At 62.6% G+C, this 20,422-nt stretch carries 23 protein-coding genes; 13 read left to right on the forward strand and 10 right to left on the reverse strand.

The features are described 5' to 3' along the window. Position 1 precedes the first annotated feature (1 nt). Complete coding sequence (locus A3OO_RS0110700) at positions 2 to 1,912, forward strand: ABCB family ABC transporter ATP-binding protein/permease (RefSeq protein ID WP_018407843.1); 1,911 nt, start codon at positions 2 to 4, stop codon at positions 1,910 to 1,912. Positions 1,913 to 2,099: 187 nt separating this feature from the next. Next, the gene (locus A3OO_RS0110705; RefSeq protein WP_018407844.1) at positions 2,100 to 2,708 is read left to right on the forward strand and encodes a hypothetical protein; all 609 of its coding nucleotides are present in this window, start codon (positions 2,100 to 2,102) and stop codon (positions 2,706 to 2,708) included. On the opposite strand, the gene A3OO_RS0110710 is transcribed toward A3OO_RS0110705, so the two are convergent. The 3 genes from A3OO_RS0110710 to A3OO_RS0110720 all read right to left on the reverse strand — a co-directional run bounded on the left by A3OO_RS0110710 (position 2,685) and on the right by A3OO_RS0110720 (position 3,663). Further along, the gene (locus A3OO_RS0110710; RefSeq protein WP_018407845.1) at positions 2,685 to 2,954 is read right to left on the reverse strand and encodes a hypothetical protein; all 270 of its coding nucleotides are present in this window, start codon (positions 2,952 to 2,954) and stop codon (positions 2,685 to 2,687) included. The two genes, A3OO_RS0110705 and A3OO_RS0110710, sit on opposite strands and share 24 nt — an antisense overlap. A 116-nt stretch (positions 2,955 to 3,070) precedes the next feature. Then, the gene (gene vapC, locus A3OO_RS0110715; RefSeq protein ID WP_018407846.1) at positions 3,071 to 3,466 is read right to left on the reverse strand and encodes a type II toxin-antitoxin system VapC family toxin; all 396 of its coding nucleotides are present in this window, start codon (positions 3,464 to 3,466) and stop codon (positions 3,071 to 3,073) included. Further along, positions 3,463 to 3,663, reverse strand: a complete 201-nt coding sequence (locus A3OO_RS0110720; protein WP_018407847.1) for a type II toxin-antitoxin system VapB family antitoxin — start codon at positions 3,661 to 3,663, stop codon at positions 3,463 to 3,465. The genes vapC and A3OO_RS0110720 overlap by 4 nt, the downstream gene beginning before the upstream one ends. 231 nt (positions 3,664 to 3,894) lie before the next feature. Here A3OO_RS0110720 and A3OO_RS0110725 point away from each other — a divergent pair, with 231 nt between their 5' ends. The 5 genes from A3OO_RS0110725 (at position 3,895) to A3OO_RS0110750 (ending at position 9,596) form a co-directional block, all read left to right on the forward strand. Further along, entirely contained in the window at positions 3,895 to 4,797 is a 903-nt protein-coding gene (locus tag A3OO_RS0110725) for a metallophosphoesterase (protein ID WP_018407848.1), read from the forward strand. 51 nt (positions 4,798 to 4,848) lie between these two features. After that, on the forward strand, positions 4,849 to 7,446 hold the full coding sequence (gene uvrB / locus A3OO_RS0110730) for an excinuclease ABC subunit UvrB (protein ID WP_018407849.1): 2,598 nt from the start codon (positions 4,849 to 4,851) through the stop codon (positions 7,444 to 7,446). A gap of 49 nt (positions 7,447 to 7,495) precedes the next feature. After that, the gene (locus A3OO_RS0110735; RefSeq protein ID WP_018407850.1) at positions 7,496 to 8,344 is read left to right on the forward strand and encodes a hypothetical protein; all 849 of its coding nucleotides are present in this window, start codon (positions 7,496 to 7,498) and stop codon (positions 8,342 to 8,344) included. Between the two features lie 370 nt (positions 8,345 to 8,714). Continuing rightward, a complete protein-coding gene (infA, locus tag A3OO_RS0110745; RefSeq protein ID WP_014890360.1) occupies positions 8,715 to 8,933 on the forward strand; it encodes a translation initiation factor IF-1 in 219 nt (72 codons plus the stop codon). Between the two features lie 24 nt (positions 8,934 to 8,957). Beyond that, a complete protein-coding gene (locus tag A3OO_RS0110750) occupies positions 8,958 to 9,596 on the forward strand; it encodes a Maf family nucleotide pyrophosphatase (protein ID WP_026222887.1) in 639 nt (212 codons plus the stop codon). Positions 9,597 to 9,603: 7 nt separating this feature from the next. Here A3OO_RS0110750 and alr read toward each other — a convergent pair whose 3' ends face one another. Together alr and ybgC are read right to left on the reverse strand one after the other, a co-directional pair. Continuing rightward, a complete protein-coding gene (gene alr, locus A3OO_RS0110755) occupies positions 9,604 to 10,740 on the reverse strand; it encodes an alanine racemase (RefSeq protein ID WP_018407853.1) in 1,137 nt (378 codons plus the stop codon). A gap of 51 nt (positions 10,741 to 10,791) precedes the next feature. Continuing rightward, positions 10,792 to 11,223, reverse strand: coding sequence for a tol-pal system-associated acyl-CoA thioesterase (gene ybgC / locus A3OO_RS0110760; protein WP_018407854.1), 432 nt, complete (start codon positions 11,221 to 11,223; stop codon positions 10,792 to 10,794). A 175-nt stretch (positions 11,224 to 11,398) separates the two neighbouring features. Between ybgC and A3OO_RS0110765 the strand changes: the two genes are divergently transcribed. Continuing rightward, positions 11,399 to 12,058 carry a peroxiredoxin gene (locus A3OO_RS0110765; RefSeq protein WP_018407855.1) on the forward strand — a complete coding sequence of 220 codons (660 nt, stop codon included), beginning with the start codon at positions 11,399 to 11,401 and terminating at the stop codon, positions 12,056 to 12,058. 27 nt (positions 12,059 to 12,085) lie between these two features. Further along, complete coding sequence (locus A3OO_RS0110770; RefSeq protein WP_018407856.1) at positions 12,086 to 13,123, forward strand: MBL fold metallo-hydrolase; 1,038 nt, start codon at positions 12,086 to 12,088, stop codon at positions 13,121 to 13,123. Between the two features lie 216 nt (positions 13,124 to 13,339). Here A3OO_RS0110770 and ruvB read toward each other — a convergent pair whose 3' ends face one another. Then, positions 13,340 to 14,395 (reverse strand): Holliday junction branch migration DNA helicase RuvB, encoded by a 1,056-nt coding sequence (ruvB, locus tag A3OO_RS0110780; protein WP_018407858.1) that lies wholly within the window; start codon positions 14,393 to 14,395, stop codon positions 13,340 to 13,342. 47 nt (positions 14,396 to 14,442) lie between these two features. Between ruvB and A3OO_RS0110785 the strand changes: the two genes are divergently transcribed. Further along, positions 14,443 to 15,027: a Uma2 family endonuclease gene (locus A3OO_RS0110785; RefSeq protein ID WP_026222889.1), complete on the forward strand. Its 585-nt coding sequence runs from the start codon at positions 14,443 to 14,445 to the stop codon at positions 15,025 to 15,027. Positions 15,028 to 15,035: 8 nt separating this feature from the next. On the opposite strand, the gene ruvA is transcribed toward A3OO_RS0110785, so the two are convergent. The 4 genes from ruvA to A3OO_RS0110805 form a co-directional block, all read right to left on the reverse strand. Beyond that, on the reverse strand, positions 15,036 to 15,650 hold the full coding sequence (ruvA, locus tag A3OO_RS0110790; protein WP_018407860.1) for a Holliday junction branch migration protein RuvA: 615 nt from the start codon (positions 15,648 to 15,650) through the stop codon (positions 15,036 to 15,038). After that, on the reverse strand, positions 15,647 to 16,150 hold the full coding sequence (gene ruvC, locus A3OO_RS0110795; RefSeq protein WP_018407861.1) for a crossover junction endodeoxyribonuclease RuvC: 504 nt from the start codon (positions 16,148 to 16,150) through the stop codon (positions 15,647 to 15,649). Before ruvC ends, ruvA begins: the two co-directional genes overlap by 4 nt. Before the next feature lie 72 nt (positions 16,151 to 16,222). Further along, on the reverse strand, positions 16,223 to 17,473 hold the full coding sequence (locus A3OO_RS0110800; protein ID WP_018407862.1) for a dicarboxylate/amino acid:cation symporter: 1,251 nt from the start codon (positions 17,471 to 17,473) through the stop codon (positions 16,223 to 16,225). A 79-nt stretch (positions 17,474 to 17,552) separates the two neighbouring features. Continuing rightward, a complete protein-coding gene (locus A3OO_RS0110805; protein ID WP_026222890.1) occupies positions 17,553 to 17,978 on the reverse strand; it encodes an iron-sulfur cluster assembly scaffold protein in 426 nt (141 codons plus the stop codon). Positions 17,979 to 18,224: 246 nt separating this feature from the next. Here A3OO_RS0110805 and folE point away from each other — a divergent pair, with 246 nt between their 5' ends. The 3 genes from folE to A3OO_RS0110825 all read left to right on the forward strand — a co-directional run bounded on the left by folE (position 18,225) and on the right by A3OO_RS0110825 (position 20,416). Further along, the gene (gene folE / locus A3OO_RS0110815) at positions 18,225 to 18,854 is read left to right on the forward strand and encodes a GTP cyclohydrolase I FolE (RefSeq protein WP_018407865.1); all 630 of its coding nucleotides are present in this window, start codon (positions 18,225 to 18,227) and stop codon (positions 18,852 to 18,854) included. After that, positions 18,854 to 19,243, forward strand: coding sequence for a phosphoribosyl-AMP cyclohydrolase (hisI, locus tag A3OO_RS0110820; protein WP_018407866.1), 390 nt, complete (start codon positions 18,854 to 18,856; stop codon positions 19,241 to 19,243). Before folE ends, hisI begins: the two co-directional genes overlap by 1 nt. Positions 19,244 to 19,417: 174 nt before the next feature. Continuing rightward, a complete protein-coding gene (locus A3OO_RS0110825; RefSeq protein ID WP_018407867.1) occupies positions 19,418 to 20,416 on the forward strand; it encodes a patatin-like phospholipase family protein in 999 nt (332 codons plus the stop codon). The last annotated feature ends 6 nt before the right edge of the window (positions 20,417 to 20,422 follow it).

The following is a 20,422-nucleotide window of genomic DNA, read 5'->3' on the forward strand; positions in this document are numbered from 1 at the left end:
TATGCTGAATCCTGATCAAGGCGAATCAAGCGCAATCGATGCGGAAGACGCCGCGCCTCAGCCCATTAATGAACAGCAATTGTCGGAATCGTCTCTTTTCAAGACGATACGCCATTTGTGGCCCTACATCTGGCCGCGCGGCCGCCGCGATCTCGAGCTTCGGGTCGCCGCGGTCTTTGCGCTGCTCGTCGTCAGCAAGCTGTTCAACGCCGCGACGCCATACGCTTTCAAATGGGCGACGGACGCGCTGGCTGAGGGCGGCCCAGGCGTGGCGGGGAAGCTCGCAACCGCGGCGGTCTTTTTCACTCTAATGATGGGCGCTATCCGCATCGCTTCGGTCGTGCTGATGCAGCTGCGTGACGGCATCTTCGCGGCGGTGGCGATGCACGCCGTGCGTCGGCTGGCGACCGATCTTTTCGTGCATATGCATGAGCTGTCGCTGCGGTTTCATATCGGCCGAAAGACCGGCGGACTGACGCGCGTGCTCGAGCGCGGGCGCAACGGCATCGAGACGCTGTCGCGCCTCATCATGTCGACCGGCGCCCCGACAGTGCTGGAGATGGCGCTGGTCCTTGGCATTTTTCTCTATCAGTTCGGCTGGCGCTATGGGCTCGTCCTGGTCGCGACTCTCGCCGGATATTTTCTCTATACGACGCTCGCCACAAATTGGCGGATCGCCATTCGGCGCAGGATGAACGACAGCGACACCGACGCCAATCAGAAGGCGATCGACAGCCTGCTGAACTATGAAACGGTCAAATATTTCGGCGCGGAGAGACGTGAGGCTGAGCGCTACGACAAATCGATGATCCATTACGAGCAGGCGAGCACGCAGTCCTATGTCTCGCTTGCGGTGCTCAACGCCGGCCAGACGGTGATCTTCATCATCGGCCTCACCACCATGATGGTGATGTGCGTCTATGGCATCGAGGCCGGCCGCAATACGGTGGGCGATTTCGTCCTGATCAACCTGATGATGGGGCAGTTGGCGCAGCCCCTAAATTTCATGGGCACCTTCTATCGCGAGGTGCGGCAGGCGATCATCGACATCGAAACGATGTTTTCGATCCTGGCGCAGAGCCCGGAGATCCTGGACAAGCCCGGCGCGACGCCGCTCCTCGTGCGCGAAGGGCGGATCGTTTTCGATAATGTCGCGTTCCACTACGAGCCGAACCGGCCGATCCTCAAGGGCGTGAGCTTTGAAGCCGAGCCCGGACAAACCATCGCCATCGTCGGGCCGTCCGGCGCCGGAAAATCGACGATCTCGCGCCTGATGTATCGTTTCTACGAGCCGCAAGGCGGCCGCATCACGATCGACGGGCAGAATATTCTCGACGTCACGCAGGAAAGCCTGCGGGCGGCGATTGGCATGGTGCCGCAGGACACCGTGCTGTTTAACGATTCGATCGGCTACAACATCCGCTATGGAAGATGGGACGCGAGCGACGAAGAGGTGCGCGAGGCGGCGCGGCTCGCGCAGATCGACCGCTTCATCGAAAGCGTGCCGGAGGCCTATGGCGCGCAGGTCGGCGAGCGCGGGCTGAAGCTTTCCGGCGGCGAGAAGCAGCGCGTCGCGATTGCGCGCACGATTCTCAAAGGTCCGCCGATTCTCATCCTCGATGAAGCGACGTCGGCGCTCGACAGCTTGACCGAACATGAAATTCAGGAGGCGTTGAGGCGGGTCGCGCGCGGCCGCACGACGCTCGTCATCGCGCATCGTCTGTCGACCATCGTCGACGCCGACGAAATCCTGTTTCTCGATCATGGCCGAATCGTCGAACGCGGCACGCACAAGGCGCTGCTGGCGCTTGGCGGCCATTACGCCGGCATGTGGAACCGTCAGCGCGAGGCCGCCGAGGCGCGCGCTAAATTGCTGGAGGCGGAGCGGGAGGAATTGGAGGAGGCGGAATAGGCGACGCGAGCCTCGGATGGCGAATTCTGGCCGCTCTTTGGCAAGATCGCTTCTTTGTCGAAATCCGGATTGGCGGCAGCTTCAAAGCTCGGCGCATTCAACGGGGGCGGCGGCCTTGGATGCTTTTTTTGGCGGCAAGTCGACGGCGTCGAGCCGAACGTCTCGCGCGCCATGACCGGAGGGTCCGATGTCGGGAAGACTTCTGCTCGCCGCGCTTCTGGCCTGCGTGTGCGTAAACATTGCTCAGGCGCAGATCAGGGCGGAACATCCGCGCCATTGCGTGATGAGCGTCGGTCCGACGCAAATGATGTTCAGCGCTTTTCAAGAAAATCAGACCGACGAGATTTTCTGCCGGCATGTGCCGACGCTCGGTCCGACGATAATCATCCTCGACGCGCGGCAGATCGAGCTGCGCGACATGAACATCGAAATCCGCGTGCTGCGCAATGTCGGTCAGGCCGATTGGCGCGACGATCTCGATGCCAACACCGTCGCCGTTTTGCCGCCGCAGAAATATTTGGCGGACAAGGGCACGACAAGCTTCACGCATAATTTCGTCAGCGACGGAAGCTATGTCGCTCTCGTCAGGGCGACCAGCGACGACGGCGCCAAGGAATATGTCGGGCAGTATGATTTTTCGGTGGGCGAGGGGGCTGAATGGTCCGCCGCGTTCGGCGTGCTCTCGCTTGTGGGGGCTGGCTGCGCACTGGCGATGTGGCGGCGCAAGCGCGCGGCGCCCCGGCCACGGTTCGCGCGAGACAAATCGTCTCCGTCAGCGCTTCGACAGTCGCGTTAGATTGCCATTGACCCGCTTCGTGTAAACGGCGAGCGCGCGTTCGGCGGCGCGATGCGGTTGTCCTGTCGCCATGCTCATCGCGGCCGCGAGGCTGGCCTCGGCCGCGGCTTCGAGCTTTTCGCTCACCATCAGGTCGCTTTCGCGCTTGCCATGCGCGCCGCCCGTGGCGATCTTCATCAGCCGCAAGCCGATGACCTGATTGGCCACGAAGCTCATCTTGAGCGTGTCGGAGAAAAGCTTGTTCATTTTCGATCGACGTCTGCGCATGTTGGCCCCCTATGGAGGCAGATAGCGCGGTCGATGCGTTGTCCAACTGTCACCGCGAAACATTGGAAGTCACGGGCGCTGAGAGCGGAGCATCGCTACGCCATGGCCGGGCGCAAACCGAGGCGCTCGACGAATGGGTCGAAATCCCTGTCGCTGTAGAGCAGCGGCAGATCGCTTTCGATGCAGCGGGTGGCGATGATCGTGTCGATGGTTTTCCTCGGCGTGACGCCGAGACCGCGCAGCTTGCGATAATTTTTTGCCGCGCGCAGGGCGATTTCCTTGCCGCCGAGTTCTACGATCGTCAGCGTGGTCAGGAATTTCTGAGCGCGATTGAAATCGCGGTCCCGATCGAAGCCTTGCAGCACTTCAGTCAAGATCAGATCGCCTATTGCGACCAATTCGTCCTGGAGCAACCTGTCCAGACGATCGGTCTCGGGCGAGGCGACGCCACGAAAATAGTCGATCCAAACGCTGGAATCGACGAGGATCATGTTTTCTTATCCGTGCGCATAGCGTCGAGATCGCCCCGCCAGTCGAGCTTTCCGCGCAGGCTTCGGATTTGCTTTTGCCGCTGGAGGCGTAGCAGCGTCCGCAGCGCGAGTTCGACGGCTTCCTTCTTGGTCTTGAGGCCCGTCGCGCGCAGCGCCTCTTCCATTAGCTTGTCATCGATGACGATGTTGGTGCGCATGTGTATGATGCTCCGACTCCATACACATGCTATGCCTGCGTGGCGCTGGCTTCAAGAGTTTTATGCTATAGAGGGCGAGGATGCGCCGCCGCCGTTTGATCTGACGGACGGCATTTGATTTGCCTCCCCGCCCTCTCCGCAGAAGCGGGGACGGACATTGCGCCGGCATTTGATCTAACCAGTGTTTCCCGTCATCTTCCTCTTCCTCTCCTCTCCGTTTGGTAATCGCGGATGCTGAATCGCCGCGCGTTCCTGCGCCTGATGACCACACTTATTGTCGCTGGCGGCGGCATCGCGATCTATGGCTCGCTCGTCGAGCCGCTTTTTCGTTTGCGCGTCACCCGTTACGCCTTCACGCCGCCGACGTGGCCAAAAGACTTAAGGTTGCGGCTCGCGATTGTAGCCGATCTTCACGCCTGCGATCCGTGGATGACCGCCGAGCGTGTGACGGAAATTGTCGACCTGATCAACAGTCAGGGCGCTGACTGCGCCTTGCTCGTTGGCGACTATGTGGCGACTCACAAATTTCAGAGACAGGAGCCGGCGAGCGCCTGGTCGCGCGCATTGGCGCGGCTCGACGCGCCTCTCGGCGTTCATGCCGTGCTCGGCAACCATGACTGGTGGGCGGATGAGGCGTCGATGCGCCGCGGCGAGGGCCTGCCGGATGTTGGCAAGGCCATGCAGGATGCGGGTCTCGCCGTTTATCAGAATGACGCCGTGCGTTTGGTCAAGGACGGGAAAGCGTTCTGGATTGTCGGACTGGGCGATCAAATCGCCTTTGTCCCGGTGCGGGGGTGGCGCCACCCCCGATATGGGATCGATGATCTGAACGGGGCGCTGACGAAAGTCGCGGACGACGCGCCAGTTATTCTGCTGGCGCATGAGCCGGATATTTTTCCGAGCGTGCCGGCGCGCGTTTCGCTCACGCTCAGCGGCCATACACATGGCGGACAGCTGAATTTCTTTGGCTGGCGCCCGAACGTGCCATCACACTATGGCGCGCGCTACGCTTATGGTCACAAGATTGAGAACGATCGTCACCTAGTCGTTTCCGCCGGGCTTGGCTGTTCGATCGCGCCCGTGAGGATCGGTTGTCCGCCGGAGATCGTCGTCATTGATCTGGGTGTGGCGTAACTGCTCCTTTGGGCGCTTCCATCCCGCCGCCGTCTCCCCCATATTGCGGCCATGGCCAAACCTCCCGGAAAGCCCAAAGACCCGGCGCGGCCGACGCGCGCCAAGGCGGCGAAGCCCGAGGTCGCGCCGCTCGCGCCGCATCTCGTGCAACTCCTCAATCCGGCGCTCGCGCCCGGGTTCGGCGAGGCGCCGCAGGGGGCCTATGACGCCTCTTCAATTCACGGCCTCGACGAGGAGGACATCGAAAAATACGGCCTCGGCGAAGGGTTTCAGGCGGGCGGCGCGACTTCAGGAAGCGCCGCTCAAAACATTGGCGGAGTGGAAGCCACCGCCGACAGTCTTGCGCAACTGCTGCGCCTTGGCGATCCGAACATTCGCGACCAAAAGCCCTGGACGCCGCATCGGCCGGAGCGGCCGGCGAAGTCCGAAGGCGGCGTGAGGTTCGACCTCGTGTCCGAATACACGCCGAAGGGCGACCAACCTGCGGCGATCGCGGAGCTGGTCAAGGGCATCGCGGCGCAGGAGCGCGACCAGGTGCTGCTCGGCGTCACCGGCTCCGGCAAGACCTTCACCATGGCGAGCGTGATCGAACGCGTGCAGCGGCCGGCGCTCATTCTCGCGCCGAACAAGACGCTTGCGGCGCAGCTTTACGGCGAGTTCAAGAGCTTCTTTCCCAATAACGCCGTCGAATATTTCGTCTCCTATTACGACTACTATCAGCCTGAGGCCTATGTGCCGCGCTCCGACACCTATATCGAGAAAGAATCCTCGGTAAACGAGCAGATCGACCGCATGCGCCACGCCGCCACGCGCGCGCTGCTCGAGCGCGACGACGTCATCATCGTGGCGTCGGTCTCCTGCATCTACGGCATCGGATCGGTCGAAACCTACACGGCGATGACCTTTTCGGTGACTCTTGGCGAGAAGCTGGAGCAGCGGCAGCTGGTCACCGATCTCGTTGCGCTGCACTACCGCCGCATCGGCGCCGATTTCACCCGCGGAACGTTTCGCGTGCGCGGCGACACCGTCGACATCTTCCCGGCCCACTATGAGGATCGCGCCTGGCGCGTCAGCTTCTTTGGCGATGAGGTGGAGTCGATCTCCGAATTCGATCCGCTGACCGGCAAGAAGACGGTCGACCTCGAATTCGTCAAAGTCTACGCCAATTCGCATTATGTGACGCCGAGGCCGACGCTGCTGCAGTCGATCAAGGCGATCAAGGAGGAATTGCGCGCGCGGCTCGACGAATTGCACCGTTCCGGGCGTCTCCTGGAGGCGCAGCGGCTCGAGCAACGCACCCGCTTCGATCTCGAGATGATGGAGGCGACCGGCTCCTGCGCCGGCGTCGAGAATTATTCGCGCTATCTCACCGGCCGCAGGCCCGGAGAGCCGCCGCCGACGCTGTTCGAATATCTCCCGGACAATGCGCTGGTCTTCGCCGATGAGAGCCACGTCAGCATTCCGCAGATCGGCGCGATGTATAAGGGCGACTTCCGCCGCAAGGCGACGCTCGCGGAATATGGATTCCGTCTGCCGTCCTGCATGGACAATCGTCCGCTGCGTTTCGAGGAATGGGACGCGATGCGGCCGCAGACCGTTTCGGTCTCGGCGACGCCGGGAAACTGGGAGCTCAATCAGACAGGCGGCGTCTTCGTCGAACAGGTGATTCGCCCGACGGGATTGATCGACCCGATTGTCGAGGTGCGCCCGGCGCGCGCCCAGGTCGACGATCTTCTAGACGAAGCGCGGGCGACGGCGCAGATCGGCTATCGCTCGCTTGTGACCGTGCTCACCAAGCGCATGGCGGAAGATCTGACTGAATATCTGCATGAGAACGGCGTGCGCGTGCGCTACATGCATTCCGACATTGATACCATCGAACGCATCGAGATCATCCGCGATCTGCGGCTCGGCGCCTTCGACGTGCTCGTCGGCATCAATCTGTTGCGCGAGGGACTCGACATTCCCGAATGCGGGCTCGTCGCCATTCTCGACGCCGACAAGGAAGGGTTTCTGCGCTCTGAGACCTCGCTCGTGCAGACGATCGGCCGCGCCGCGCGCAATATCGACGGTCGCGTCATCCTCTACGCCGATCAGATCACCGGCTCGATGAAGCGCGCGATGGACGAGACCGACCGCCGCCGCGCCAAGCAGGAAGCCTACAATCTCGAGAACAACATCACGCCGGCGTCGATCAAGCGCGGCATTGCCGACATTCTCGGCTCGGTCGCCGAGCAGGATCATGTGACCATCGACACGGGTTATGACATCGCGCCGGGGCATAATCTCGCGGCCACGATCGCCGATCTCGAAAAGCGCATGAAGGCGGCGGCGGCCGATCTCGCCTTCGAAGAGGCGGCGCGCATGCGCGATGAAATCCAGCGGCTGCAACGCGCCGAATTGCTCGCCGAGGCGAGTCCGCAATTTCGCGCCTCCTTTGGTCGGGGAGGGCGCGGCGCCATACGCCGTGACGAAGAGGAAAAGCTCGCGACCCGTGCGCATAAGCCGACCGACGCCGACATGGGGCCGCATAATTTCGGGGGAGGGGAAGCGCGGCCGCTGGGTCGGATCGCGCCGCCGCCGCGCGTCTCGCCACGCTCTTCGGGCGGCAAGCCCGGCACGCGCACGGTGAAGGGCAAGCCGAAGTAAGAAATTTATCGACCATCAATTAGACATCACAATAGACGGACCTTCACAATTGGTGCAGAAGCTCAAAATCAACGTGGACATCGATAATATTGCGGAGCTTGCTCACGTAGGCGTTCGCCGCGCGGCAGTCTTTATGGGTTTAGGTTTGAACGCTGCTAAGCGCGGTGATTTTAATGACTACGAGTTACATAAGTTACCAATTATGCCCGGCCAAACCGGTATGCCGATCGACTTCCTCCCATCGAACTTGCCAGAAGAGGCCGTCCGGGACTTCAAGGAACATTTTGCTACGTGGATTATTGGATGTGGTTTGCGCGAGTTACTCGAACATTACGCGTTGTTTCTCGATCGCGTTCACGAGAGCTGTCTCATTATTGCATGCAAAAATAAAAGTCTCGAATTGAATAACCCTCAAAAGGCTCAAAAGGAATTTGAGAATAGCCTGGGCATCCCCCGCAAACTCGACAAGCTTCTAAAGCGATTCAGAATCGCACCAAACGAAGCAGACAGCATTAAAAGCCTGTACTCAGCGCGTAACGCTCTAACTCACGATTTGGGGAGAATCAAACCCGAAAGATGCGGGCCTGGGGATTCATTTAAGATCACTTGGAAGACTTTTGATATTTTTGCTCAAGGGGAAGAAACGGGAACCATCCATGCGATTCCTAAGCTTATTGGCCAGAAAACTTTGGAGCCGATGGCTATTTGTGGCAAGGCGATGATGCGTGAGCGAGTATTCTCCGTTGGTTCGAATATCGTATTGTCGCAGCAGGACCTTTGGGAGATCTGTTTCTTTTTTAGTTTGTTCGTGATCCCTTCCACTAGAAATGGGTTCGTAGAGTTCTTGCAGGCAGCGAACGTCCCTATCAATATCATTGATCCTCGTGTGGAGGCATGATCCCGCTTGATGAAACGACGAAAAATAGAACTGCGATGAGGAAGTTACGAAAGTCTCGCACTCAAATCTTTCGCCGACGCAGGGAAAGAAAAAAGCTCGAGCGTTTGCTTGCAAGGGGATCGCTTAAGGCGCTTCTCGCTGCGGCGCCGCTCGAAGGCGTCGATCTCGATCGCGCGTGCGACTTTGGCCGCGCCGTCGAATTGTGAGAGCTGTGGTCGCCCCTCAACTCCCTGGTTCACAAATCCTTCGTTCTCGACTAGGGTCCGCGCCGAGTCCGCTCCCCGGCCGGGGCAGCGGGTTTTTCGCATTTCACGCGCTATCTAAGCCGCGCGGCAAGACTCGCGGCGGAGAGCGCCTCACAAGGAACCACATGGCCAAGGAAGAACTGCTCGAATTTCCCGGCGTCGTCACCGAACTGCTGCCGAGCGCGATGTTTCGCGTCAAGCTCGAAAACGACCACGAAATCATCGCTCATACCGCCGGCAAAATGCGCAAGAACCGCATCCGCGTATTGACTGGCGACAAGGTGCTTGTCGAGATGACCCCTTATGATTTGACCAAAGGGCGTATAACATATCGTTTCCGGTAATTTTCTTTTGGCGGAGCGACATTCTTGACAGCCAATCCCCCAATCGCCCGTCCCAAGCTCGTTCTCGCATCAGCTTCGCCGAGGCGCCTGGCGCTGTTGCAGCAGGCGGGACTCGACGCCGACGCCCTGCTGCCGGCCGACATCGATGAGACGCCGCACCGCGGGGAATCGCCGCGCGCCTACGCCACACGAATCGCCAGCGAGAAGGCGGCTGCCGCGGTAAAGCTGCGGGCGACGCAGCCCGAGCTGAAGGAGTCTTTTCTCATCGCCGCCGACACGGTCGTGGCTGTCGGCCGGCGCATCCTGCCCAAGGCGGAGACGCGGGAAGAGGCCGAGGAGTGCCTGCAGCTGCTCTCGGGGCGCCAGCACCGGGTCTTTTCGGCGGTGAGCCTGATTACGCCGCGCGGCTTGGAGCGCAGGCGTCTCGTCGAGGCGCGGCTGCGGTTCAAGCGCCTCGGCTCGACCGAGATCGAAGCCTATCTCTCAACTGGCGAGTGGCGCGGCAAGGCGGGCGGCTACGCCATTCAGGGACGCGCCGGCGTGTTTCTGGTGAAGATCGTCGGATCCTATACGGCCGTCGTCGGCCTGCCGCTGCATGAGACGGTGTCGCTCCTCGCAGGCGAGGGATATCCGGTGCTCGCGCCGTGGTTCGCGATGGCGTAACGCCGAGCTAAGCCCCCAGATAGCGTCGCGAGAATCGCGCGCCGAGCCGAGTGAGAATCTCGTAGCCGATGGTGCCGGCGCGGGCCGCGGCGTCCTCGATGCAAATGCCGTCGCCCAGCAGCTCGACCCATTCGCCGCGCTGCGCGGCCTCGCGCGGCGCCTCGGAAACGTCCAGCACGACATAATCCATCGATACGCGGCCGATGAAGGGGCAGCGGACTCCGCCGACGAGCGCTTCGCCTGTCGGCTTTTCAGTGCAAGAGGCAGCCCCGACCGGCACGCCGTCCGCATAGCCGACGCCGATCGTGGCGATGCGCGTGCGCCTCGGCGCCGACCATAGCGCGTCATAGCCGACGCAGGCGCCTGGCTCGATCTCGCGCGTTGAGAGAATGCGCGCGCTGAGCCGCGCGACCGGCCGCACCGGGCATTCGGCGTAAGGCGTGGGGTTGCCGCCAAAGAGCGCGTAACCGGGACGAACGAGATCGAAATGCGGGCGCTGCGGCAGGAAGACGGCCGAGGAATTCGCCATGGACGCCGGAATCTTGGCGAAGCGCGCGCGGGCGTCCAGGAACTCCTCGATTTGCCGGGCATTGCAGGCGGCGTCGCGCATTTGCGAACTGACGAAATGGCTCATCACCAGCGTAGGCGCGATGTGGCGCGCGCGCTCGGCCGCCTGCGCCGCCTCGCTGATCGGAATTCCGAAGCGATTCATCCCCGTGTCGAAATGGATGGCGGCTTTGGGCTTGCGCCCCGTCGCCGCCCACTCGTCGATTTCGCCGAGCGAACCCAAGGCTGGAATAAGATCGGCGGCGACGAGCCGCGGCGCCGCGCCGGGCACGAGCCCGTCCAGCACATAGATGGTCGCGTCGTTGGCGACGGCCCGGGCCGCTTCGCCTTCGACGACATTGGCGACGAAAAAGGTTCGGCAGCCGGCTGAGAGCAGCGCGCGCATCGCGGGCGCGAGCCCCAATCCATAGGCGTCGGCCTTCACCACCGCCCCGCATTCCGCGCCGCCGGCCAGCCGAGCCATCGTGCGCCAATTATCGGCGAGGGCGGCGAGGTCGACGATCAGAACGCCGGTCTCCGCCGGGTCCGAGGGCTCGGTCCGGGGCCGCAGTCGCGCAGCGGGTTCGTTGATTCCCATCTCGCCGCCATTTTAGGCCGCAAAAGGCGGCGTCCAGATGGCGACGGCATTCTACTCTGAATTTGGCAGAAGACATTCGAATTTCGCGCGCACCTCGGGCGGCAGGCGGCGCGCGCGGCCGGCTTCGACGCACACAATCCGGACTTTGGCGCGGACAAGCAGTTCCGCCTGCCGCAAAACCCGCTGCTCAAGCGTGAGCGAGGCGCCGCCGAGCTCAAGAGTGTCGGTTTCGACGGTCAGCAGGTCGTCCATCGTCGCGGGCTTTTGGAAGTCGACGTCCATCGACCGGACAACGAAAAAAATCGGCGCGCCGGCTGCGCCCTCGAGCAGCGCCTTTTGATCGAGCCCGAGGGAACGCAACATTTCGGTGCGCGCCCGCTCCATGAATCGCAAATAGGAGGCGTGATAGACGAGTCCGGAAAAGTCCGTGTCTTCGTAATAGACGCGAATGGACAGGGACTGACATGGCGCGATCGTCGTCATTCTGCGTTCGGCTGGCGGCTAGGTTGGAGTTTCATCAAAGCGGCGGAATTGGCTTGAACGCGGCTGTTCTTGATACTGAGCGAAACAATCGCATTTATAGGCATACGCTCTCAGGCGGCGAAGAGCGTCGCTCGCGCTCCAAGGCGCGTCGCAACCATAACCGAGGAGCTTCCACATGTCTTTCCAGATTGGCGACACCGCGCCGGATTTCGAAGCCGACACGACGCAAGGACATATCAAGTTTCATGATTGGATTGGAAATTCCTGGTGCATTCTATTCTCGCATCCCAAGGATTTCACGCCGGTCTGCACGACCGAACTTGGCTACATGGCCAAACTCGAGCCCGAATTTAAGCGACGTAACGTCAAGATCATCGGTTTGAGCGTCGATCCGGTCGACAATCACGCCAAATGGGCGGTCGACATCGAGGAAACTCAGGGCGCGAAGCCGACTTATCCGATGATCGGCGACCCGGACCTGCGCATCTCCAAGCTCTATGGAATGTTGCCCGCGAGCGCGGGCGGCGACGCCAGCGTCAGGACGCCGGCCGACAACCAGACGGTGCGCAATATTTTCGTCATCGGTCCCGACAAGAAGATCAAGCTCATCATGGTCTATCCGATGACGACCGGCCGCAACTTCGATGAAGTGCTCCGAATCATCGACTCGCTGCAATTGACTTCGACACATAAGGTCGCGACGCCCGTCAACTGGCGGCCGGGCGATGACGTCATCATCGCGGGTTCAGTCTCCGACGAGGAAGCGAAAAAGATCTATCCTGAGGGCTGGAATGCGCCGCGGCCCTATCTTCGCATTGTACCGCAACCGAAATGACGCGGGGCAGGCGCAGGAACGCGCGCGATGATCTTCAGGCAACTGTTCGATAGCGTCTCCAGCACCTACAGCTATCTCCTCGCCGGCCATCGCGGCGGGGAGGCGCTGATCATCGATCCGGTGCTCGACAAGGTTGAACGCTATCTGCAGCTGATGCGCGAACTCGACGTACGGCTGGTCAAGTCTTTGGACACGCACACCCACGCCGATCACATCACCGGATCGGGCGCGCTGCGCGACCGCACGCACTGCATCACGGTGATGGGCGAGCGCAGCAACGCTGACGTGGTGTCGATGCGCGTTCGCGAAGGCGAGCGCATCCGCATCCCGGGCGTCGAGCTCGATGTTCTCTACACGCCTGGTCACACGGACGATTCATACAGCTTTGTGATGACCGACCGGGTGTTCACCGGCGACACGCTGTTGATTCGCGGCACGGGCCGCACTGACTTTCAGAACGGCGACGCGCGGGCGCAGTACGAGTCGCTTTTCGGCAAGCTGATGAAGCTTCCCGACTCGACGTTTGTCTATCCGGCGCACGACTATAAGGGCGATACGGTCAGCACGATTGGCGAGGAGCGGGCGTTCAATCCGCGCTTGCAGGTGAAATCCGTCGATGAATATGTCGCGCTGATGGAAAGCCTGCATCTGCCCAATCCGAAAATGATGGACGTCGCGGTGCCGGCGAACGTTCACATCGGATTGCATCAGGAGGACATCGCGCGGCGGGGCTGGTCGTTGACGCCGCAAGAAGCGCTCGACGTTCTCGGTCAGCCTTCAACAGCTCTGGTCGATCTGCGCGAGGCGCGCGAGCGCGAAGTTCATGGCGTTATCCCCGGCTCGCTGCATATGCCCTATGACGAACTCGACGAGAATATTCGGGACGGCGGCCTGCTGCACGAATTGGCGGTCGCCACCGGCAAGCGCATCGTTTTTTATTGCGCTTTCGGCGAGCGTTCGGCGATGGCGGTCGAGGCCGCGCAGGAAGCGGGACTAACGTCCGCTCGCCATATTCAGGGCGGCCTCGACGCCTGGATCAAGGCCGGCGGTCCGCTCGTAGTTTAATTCGGACATTAGCTCGATTTTGGCTCGATCGAGTTGACTCCTCGTAAGGAGCTGGAAAGCGCAGCTTGAGACGCCATGTACGTTCCTATGGAGGGTGCATTATGAACTCGAAGCTCGTAAGCCGCGCGCTCAAGGCGCTGGAGCATGCCGGCGAGATCGCCGCCGTTCTCTTATTTGGCGCAATGATTTATTTCGTGCTCACCGCGTGATCGCCGGTTAGTCTTCGCCTTCGCCAAACAATCCGAACTGCGCGGCAGGGCGCGTGGGCTCGGCGAGGCCGAGGTGACGAAAGGCGTGCGGCGTCAGCAAGCGCCCGCGCGGCGTGCGCTGCAAGAAGCCCTGCTGCAAAAGAAACGGCTCGATAATGTCCTCGATCGCGTCGCGCGGCTCCGACAGCGCCGCGGCGATCGTCTCGATGCCGACCGGGCCGCCGCCGAAATTGACGGCCACCAGATTGAGATAGCGACGATCCATCACGTCAAGGCCGATTGAATCGACCTCGAGGAGCGACAGAGCGTGATCGGCGAGTTTGCGGGTGATTGATCCCACGCCATCCACCACGGCGAAGTCGCGCACGCGTCGCAGAAGGCGGCCGGCGATGCGGGGCGTGCCGCGCGAACGCCGGGCGATTTCCTTCGCGCCCGAGGCGTCGACGCCGATCCCCAGCACGCGCGCGCCGCGCTTGACGATCAGCTCCAATTCTTCCGCCGTGTAGAAATTTAATCGAACAGGAATGCCGAAGCGGTCACGCAGCGGCGTCGTCAGGAGGCCGGCGCGCGTCGTCGCGCCGACGAGGGTGAACTTCGCAAGATCGATCTTCACCGAACGCGCCGCCGGACCTTCGCCGATGATCAGGTCGAGCTGGAAATCTTCCATGGCCGGATAAAGGATTTCCTCCACCGCCGGATTGAGCCGGTGAATTTCGTCGATGAACAGCACGTCGCGCGGCTCGAGGTTGGTGAGCAGCGCCGCGAGGTCGCCGGCCTTGGCGATGACGGGGCCGGAGGTGGAGCGAAAATTGACGCCAAGCTCGCGCGCGACGATCTGCGCCAGCGTGGTCTTGCCCAGCCCAGGCGGGCCGACGAGCAGCACATGATCGAGCGCGTCGCCGCGCGTCTTGGCGGCCTCGATGAAGACCTTGAGATTGGCGCGCGCCGCCTCCTGACCCGTAAAGTCCGAAAGCGACAGCGGCCGCAGCGACGCGTCGGCGTCGTCGTCGTGCTGCTCGGGGCTTATAAGGCGCGCGGGGGTGGTCAAACGGGCGGCTCCCATGCGATGGCGCAGGCGCTATGCTATGATGCGGCAAACGGAGCCGCGCCGTGAATCGCCCGTCCTCGCAATATGAGTATATGTCCCTCGACGATTTCGAGGAACTTCTCCCCGACAAGCCCGCCGATGAGAAGTGGGAGCTGATCGGCGGCCGCGTCGTGCGCATGATGGTCGGCGCACGCTGGGAGCACAAGCGCATCATCCAAAATCTGACCGTCGCGCTGATGAACGAGTTTCGGCGGCGCGGGTCGGACTGTCGGCCCTTCAACGAGACGTTCTACCTGAAGCAGCGGCTGCTCGATCTCGCATGCTTCCCTGATGTTATGGTGCGTTGTGGGCCGCTGTCGCCCGACGCGACCTCGCTCGACGACCCGGTCGTGCTCATCGAAGTCGTGTCGAAAGGCTCCGCCCATCGCGACAGATGGGAAAAATGGGGGCTCTATCAGAAGCTTCCGTCGCTGCAGCATTATGTGCTGGTCGAGCGCGACCATCTCGCCGTCGACGTCATCGACCGCGTCGAGGGCGGTTTCTTTGAACGTCCGCGACGCGGCGCAATAGAAGAGACCTTGCGCCTCCCGGCGATAAAGTTCGAAACGACGCTCGCTGAAATCTATCGCGACGTGATCGCCGCCTGATCGCGCGTTCAGCGCGCGAGTTCGCGCAGGCCCTGGCGAATCAGCGCGCTCGCCTCGGCGGCTTCGCCGAGCTGCTTAAGGCTCTCGGCCACCGCGGCCGCCGCCTGCGGACGCCCATAGCCGAGATTGACCAGAGCGGAAATCGCGTCGCGCGCGGCCGACGGCGCGCCTTCCGGCTCCTCGCCCGAGAGCCGCGCCAGGGCGGGGTCGACGGCGCCGAAGGCGGGCGCCTTGTCCTTCAGTTCCGCGACGATGCGCGCGGCGAGCTTCGGGCCGACGCCCGGCGCGCGCGAGACGGTCGCCTTGTCCTGCATGGCGATCGCCGAGGCGAGATCGTTCGCCGGAAGGATTGAAAGGATCGCCAGCGCCACTTTGGCGCCGACGCCCTGCACGGTTTGCAGCAACCGGAACCAGTCGCGCTCAGACTCGGTCGCAAAGCCGAAGAGCCGGATTGAATCTTCGCGCACCTGCGTTTCGATGGCGAGCGCAGAGGCTTCGCCGACGCGCGGCAGCTTTTGCAGCGTGCGTGTCGAACAATGCACCACATAGCCGACGCCGTTGACGTCGAGGATGACGAAATCCTCACCATAGCTGTCGATCAGCCCTTTGAGCTTGCCGATCATGCCGAAATCCGCAGTCTCGCGCCGCGATGCTGGGCGTGGCAGATCGCCACCGCCAAAGCGTCGGCGGCGTCGGCGCTCGTCGCTCCGCTCGCCGGCAGCAACACCCGCACCATCATCTGCACTTGCGTCTTGTCGGCGTGGCCGGCGCCGACGACGGTCTTCTTGACGAGATTGGCGGCGTATTCCGCGATGACGAGGCCGGCGAGCGCTGGCGCGGTGAGCGCCACGCCGCGCGCCTGTCCGAGCTTCAGGGCCGACTGCGGATCGCGATTGACGAAAGTCTCCTCGATCGCCGCTTCATGTGGCGCATGATCGGTGATGACGCCCATCAGACCCAAATGCAGCTGCGATAGCCGCTCGCCCATGTTGAGGCTTGCGTCGGAGCGCACGCGCCCGCAGGCGATGAAGGAGAGCCGCGAGCCCTGCGCCTCGATGACGCCCCAGCCGGTGTTGCGCAGGCCGGGATCGATGCCGAGGATGCGAATCGGGGCAGGGGTCATGCTGCAAGCGTAGGCGGAAAGCGGCGCTGGGGCGAGACTCTTGCGGCGTCTCTTGCGGCGTCTCGGGACGCCTCAGGGCGGTCGCGTCTCCGGCCGCTCGCGCGTTTTGCCATCCAGCAGACAGCTGACCGTTACGTCGCCCATGACGTTGATGGCTGTCCGGCAGCGGTCCAACAGCCAGTCGACGGTAAAAAGCATGGCGATGTAGTCGGTGGGCAGCGCCACCGCCTTGAAGACCATCGTCATCGTCACCAAACCCGCTTCCGGAATGCCGGCTGCGCCAACGGATGCGACGACCGACGTCACCACGACGATGAACTGCTGGCTGAGCGTCAAATGCATGCCGAGCAATTGCGCGACAAACAACGCCGACATGGCTTCATAGAGCGCCGTGCCGTCATTATTGAAATTCGCGCCCACGAGCGCGCCCATGCTGGCGGATTCTTCGCGCAGCCCGACATTTTCGCGCAGGCGCGCATAGGTCACTGGCATCGTGGCGGTGGAGCTGCCGGTCGAAAACGCCATCACCAAAGCGTCGCGCACGCCCCGCAGCAGTTCGAGTGGACGCACCCAGGAACCTAGACGCACGCGAATGAGGTAGTAGCCGGCTTGCAATGTCAGCGCCGCGAGCACGGCGACGACGAAGCCCCCCAAGGCGAGGAAATCGCCAAAGCCCTTCACGCCGACGATGCTGGCGACGATGCCGAAAACGGCCAGCGGCACCAGGTCGATGATCCAGTGCAGTATCGTTATCAGGCTGGTCAGCGCCACGTGAACGAGGTCTTCGACGGTGCGCACCTCATGATGCCGCAGGCTTCTCAGGGCGACGCCGAGCGCCACCGCAATGAAGATGACGCCCATCACCGTGCCATTGTCCGAAAATGGTCCGCCGATGCTTTTGGGCACGCTGTCCAGGAATTGCGTGAGGGGATCGGCGCCGGCTGTGGCCTTGGCGGGCGCATGCGCCGGCGCGGGGCTCCACCATGAACCGGGCTGAAGGACATTAGCGACGAGGAGGCCGATGCCGATCGCCACCAGCGTGTTCGTCAACAGCAGCGTCACCAGCCGGAGCGCCTGCCGTCCGCCAAGATCCGCGCGCATTAGCGCCTGCATGATCGCCAGCAGAATCAGCGGAGGGGCAAGCGCCCCCAGGAGCCGCAGGACGAGCTTGGCCGGCGTCTCGAGCGCCGCCGCCTGGTCGCCAAGCGTGACGCCGACGACAAGCCCCAGCGCTACGGCCCCTAAAATGCGCAGATAGAGGGGCGTCGCGCGCCACCAGCCGAGGACGCCCAGGCCGTCGGTCGTTCGTTCTTGTGAGATCAAATGAGTGCGGCCCTTGTCCTGGCTATAGAGCCTGTCGAGGCGGCAGGATGAGAGCTTGTCCGCCCTCTTTGGCTTGCGATCAAGCCTCCGCCTTCGCCACGGCGTCCGCCACGGCGTCAAACGCCAGCATCGTCGAGCCGTGGCGGGCCTTATAGTCGCGCACCGGCTCCAGCACCGCGAGGTCGGCCCATTTGCCGGTCGGTGGCGGACCGTTCTCCTTGAGCATTCTCCGCAGCGCCTCGCGCGCCTCGCGCAGCTCCTGCGGCGTGGAGCCGACCACGTTGCGCGCCATGATCGAGGCCGACGCCTGGCCAAGCGCGCAGGCCTTCAGCTCATGCGCGTAGTCGGCCACTTTCCCGTCTTCCAGCCTCAGATCGACGGTGATCGTCGAGCCGCAGAGTTTGGAATAGGCCGAGGCGGTCGCGTCTGGGCGCGGCAGCCGGCCGATGCGCGGAATGTTTCCGGCAAGTTCCAGAATGCGTTGATTGTAAATGTTGTCGAGCATCGCCGCCGCGCGTTTCAAGCCAAGGCCTTACCATCGCCTCGGTAAATCTCTATATAGGATTTTGCGCGCCCTCGCGAAAGCGGCGGGTCGCGCCGGGGCTTCAACCGCCCTCGTCAGTCTCGAATTCTCGCGTGATCTCGAACCATCTGGAGAGGGCGACGATTTGAGGGACCGCTTCGCTCGCGCGAGGCATTCGCTGCCGTTGCGCCTTTTAGAGGCGCGCGCTGAAGCATATGGAGGCGCCACATGGATGACGTGGTTAAGACCTGTCCCTTTTCTTCGCTCGAGACGGTTAAAACCGTCGAACGCCCCTCCCGTGATGAAGCCGAAGCCGCCGTACGCACCCTGTTGCGCTGGGCGGGAGACAATCCGGACCGCGAGGGGCTGCAAGACACCCCGCGTCGCGTCGTCAAAGCCTATGAAGAGTTCTTCAGCGGCTATCGGGAGAGCGCCGACGAGGTCCTGTCGAAAGTCTTCGAGGAGGTCGAAGGCTACGACGATCTCGTGCTCGTTCGCGACATTCCCTTCACCTCGCATTGCGAGCACCACGTCGTGCCGTTCGTTGGCAAGACGCACATCGCCTATTATCCGGCGGGCGGGGTGGTCGGCCTATCGAAGCTTGCCCGGCTTGTCGAGATTTTTGCCCGCCGCCTCCAGACTCAGGAGGCGATGACGGCGCAGATCGCGGCGGCGATCGACGAAGCGCTCGCGCCGCGCGGGGTCGCCGTGATGGTCGAGGCGGAACATATGTGCATGTCGATGCGCGGCGTGATGAAGCAGGGATCGTCCACGGTCACCATGCAGTTTTCTGGCGTGTTCCGCGAGGATCCGGCTGAGCAGGCGCATTTCTACACGCTGCTGCGCGGAGCGCGCTGATGTCGCAGGCTTCGAAAGAGGTGGAGGAGGGGAGCGTTTTCGCGCCGAAATTCGACGCGAACGGCCTCATCGTCTGCGTCACCACCGAGGCGGCGACGCATGAAGTGCTGATGGTCGCCTATATGAACGAACTCGCGCTCGAGAAGACGATCGAGACGGGTCTCGCTCATTATTGGTCGCGGTCGCGGCGCTCGCTCTGGCGCAAAGGCGAGACGTCGGGTCAGACGCAAAAAGTGCTGTCGCTGCGCGTCGACTGCGATCAGGACGCCGTGCTGCTCGAGGTTGAAGTGGGCGGCGACGGCAAGGCCTGCCATACGGGGAGAAAGTCCTGCTTTTATCGGGCGCTCGGCGATGACGGCGCACTGGTTTTCTCCGCCGATGGCGCGTAGGCGCTCGTTTTTTTGGCGGAAAGTTAACCTGAAGCACACCTTCCGAAGCGCAGGCTGGTCTCCAAATATATCTTGTGCCGCTTACCATGACGGAGACAGCGGCGCGGGAAGGCCCGTATGTTATCGCTACGCTCACGCAACCCTCAACTTGTCGATGCCGAGGCGGCTGGCGCGATGACGGACGAACCACAAGCTCCTCCGACGACCCTCGTACGCAAGGCCGATACCGAGGCCAAACGGCAAAGGCGCGGTCAGCCGACGATCGGGCTGGCGCTCGGCGCGGGCGCGGCGCGCGGCTGGTCGCACATCGGCGTGCTGCGCGAACTCGCCGCCAATGACATCAAGCCCGATGTGATCGCGGGCACATCGATCGGCGCCGTCGTCGCCGGATGCTATGCCGCCGGCAAGCTTGATCAGATCGAAGCCTTTGCCCGCACCCTGACCAAGCGGCGCGTCTTCACGCTGATGGATCTCTCATTTTCCGGCGCGAGCCTCATCACCGGGGAACGGTTGCGGTCCGCCTTGGAAAAGGAACTCGAAGGCCTGGAGATCGAGGACCTGGCCATACCTTTCGCCGCGGTCGCGACTCAGGTTGGGACGGGCCATGAGGTGTGGCTGCAGCATGGCTCCGTGTCGCTCGCCATCCGCGCGTCTTATGCGTTGCCGGGCGTTTTCGAGCCGGTGCGCATTGGCGATCGCTGGCTCTTTGATGGCGCGCTGGTCAATCCCGTGCCGGTCACAGTATGCCGCGCGCTCGGCGCGGAATATGTGATCGCGGTGAACGTCACCGCCGACACGATGTATCGCGCGCGCGTCATCCGCGACGATCCCGGCGCGCTGCATCGCGCCGCAGAGGCCGGTCCGTTCGGACAGAAAGCCGACGCCTCCTTCGTCGATCGATTCCTGCCCCGCTATTTCGATCGTCAGCCGGGCGATGCGCCGAACGTCGCCACCGCGATGATCGACGCATTCAACATCATCCAGGATCGCATCCTGCGTTCGCGGTTGGCCGGCGACCCGCCAGACGCCACGATCACGGCGCGACTGGAGGAGGTCGGCATGTTCGACTTTCACAAGGCGGAGCAGCTGATCCATGTGGGGCGCGAGGCGACGAAGCGCGCGCTGCCGAACATCTTCGCCCACATCCCGCTGTCGGCCCCGCCTGATCCTTAGGCTTGT

This window comes from Methylocystis rosea SV97 (assembly GCF_000372845.1).
GTDB classification, from domain to species: Bacteria; Pseudomonadota; Alphaproteobacteria; order Rhizobiales; family Beijerinckiaceae; genus Methylocystis; species Methylocystis rosea.